General features: G+C 64.0%; 2 protein-coding genes and 1 tRNA gene. 2 read left to right on the plus strand and 1 reads right to left on the minus strand.

The annotated features are described in order from the left end of the window. Positions 1 to 106: 106 nt before the first annotated feature. Positions 107 to 766, minus strand: a complete 660-nt coding sequence (locus AOK18_RS28760; protein WP_055696215.1) for an ANTAR domain-containing response regulator — start codon at positions 764 to 766, stop codon at positions 107 to 109. 102 nt (positions 767 to 868) lie between these two features. Here AOK18_RS28760 and AOK18_RS28765 point away from each other — a divergent pair. Both AOK18_RS28765 and AOK18_RS28770 read left to right on the plus strand, forming a co-directional pair. Further along, positions 869 to 943: transfer RNA gene (locus AOK18_RS28765), tRNA-Leu, on the plus strand. A 106-nt stretch (positions 944 to 1,049) separates the two neighbouring features. Further along, positions 1,050 to 1,835, plus strand: a complete 786-nt coding sequence (locus AOK18_RS28770; protein WP_055696216.1) for a hypothetical protein — start codon at positions 1,050 to 1,052, stop codon at positions 1,833 to 1,835. Positions 1,836 to 1,858: the final 23 nt, after the last annotated feature.

The following is a 1,858-nucleotide window of genomic DNA, read 5'->3' on the forward strand; positions in this document are numbered from 1 at the left end:
GCGTCGACTGACCCACCCCCACCCCCACACACAAAGCACCACAGCACAGCACCGAGGCCCGGCTCCCCAAAGGGAACCGGGCCTCAGCAGCACACCCCACAGACGACTACGACCCCTTCGACGCCTTCTTCTCCTCCGCGTCATCGATGACCGCCTGCGCCACCTGCTGCATCGACATCCGCCGATCCATCGACGTCTTCTGGATCCACCGGAACGCCGCCGGCTCCGACAACCCGTACACCGTCTGCAACACCGACTTCGCCCGGTCCACCAGCTTCCGCGTCTCCAGCCGCAGACTCAGATCCGCGACCTCACGCTCCAACTCCCGCAACTCCGTGAACCGCGACACCGCCATCTCGATCGCCGGCACCACATCACTCTTCGAGAACGGCTTCACCAGATACGCCATCGCACCCGCGTCCCGCGCCCGCTCCACCAGATCACGCTGCGAGAACGCCGTCAGCATCAACACCGGCGCGATACTCTCCTCAGCGATCTTCTCCGCCGCCGAGATACCGTCCAGCTTCGGCATCTTCACATCAAGGATCACCAGATCAGGACGGTGCTCCCGGGCCAGCTCCACCGCCCGCTCACCATCACCGGCCTCCCCGACGACGGTGTACCCCTCCTCCTCCAGCATCTCCTTCAGATCGAGCCGGATCAGCGCCTCGTCCTCGGCGATCACGACACGCGTCGTCATCGGAGGCACGTGCGCCTTGTCGTCGTCGGGCACGTCTACTGGCTGGGGCGACTCGGGGACGCTCACGGGGGCTCCTTGGTGCGGGCCGGGCAGATACTGCTGACAAGAGCGTACCTAGCTGCGGTAAGGTGGGGGCACGGCGGGTGACCGCCAGCCTTCGTTTCCCAGGCCCCCGTAGCCCAATTGGCAGCAGGCAATGGATTCAAAACCCATACAGTGTCGGTTCGAGTCCGACCGGGGGCACTTTTCCTTCGATTCCCAGGATCGCACGGGAAGCCGGATGTCCACGTTCTCGTGAACCTCGGCGATCTTCTGCGTGTCGCCATGGACGGCGCCCAACAGTGGCTCCATGAACGTCCATGACACTCAGGTGCGGCAAAAGGCCCTGACACTCCTCCGCAATGGCGCCAAGAATGCGGACGTAGCTCGGGACCTCAGCGTCCCGGTGGGAACGATCAGCTACTGGAAGCACCTCGATCGCGCCAAGCGCGGGGAATGCCCGGGAGCCCACCAGCCGGTCTGCCCCCGCTGTGAGGGCGACTTGGACGAGACCGCGTACGCCTACCTGCTGGGGCTCTACCTCGGCGACGGACATATCATCCAGAACCGTTCCATGCGAACTCCGAGCCTCTCCGTCGTGTGCGCTGAATCGTGGCCCGGCCTCATGAACGCCTGCGAGAGCGCCATGCGCCTCGTCTTCCCCAACAACTCGGTCTGCCAGGTGCGTCGTAAAGGCTGTAGAGAGATCAAGGTCTACTCGAAACACATCTGGTGTCTCTTCCCCCAGCATGGCCCCGGAAAAAAGCACGAGCGGCCGATCGTCCTCGAGTCCTGGCAGCGGAAGCTCGTCGACAGCCACCCCTGGGAATTCGTCCGGGGACTCATCCATTCCGACGGCTGCCGAATGATGAACTGGGCCACTCGCATGGTCCAAGGTGAGCGCAAGCGCTACGAATACCCGCGGTACTTCTTCGCCAACAAGTCGAACGACATCCGGACCCTCTATACCGACACCCTGGACCGCCTCGGTGTCGAGTGGACGCACTGCACGCGTGACGGTGCCCCGTTCAACATCTCCGTCGCCAAGAAGGCGTCCGTCGCCCTGATGGATCTGCACGTGGGCCCCAAGTACTGAACCGGGGCCCACGTGCAGATCCA

The sequence above is a fragment of the Streptomyces prasinopilosus genome, from assembly GCF_001419695.1.
GTDB classification, from domain to species: Bacteria; Actinomycetota; Actinomycetes; order Streptomycetales; family Streptomycetaceae; genus Streptomyces; species Streptomyces prasinopilosus.

What these genes read in the sequence shown, in the direction of transcription:
- AOK18_RS28770 (WP_055696216.1), top strand. Translation starts at nt 1,050, where the DNA reads ATGAACGTCCATGACACTCAGGTGCGGCAAAAGGCCCTGACACTCCTC.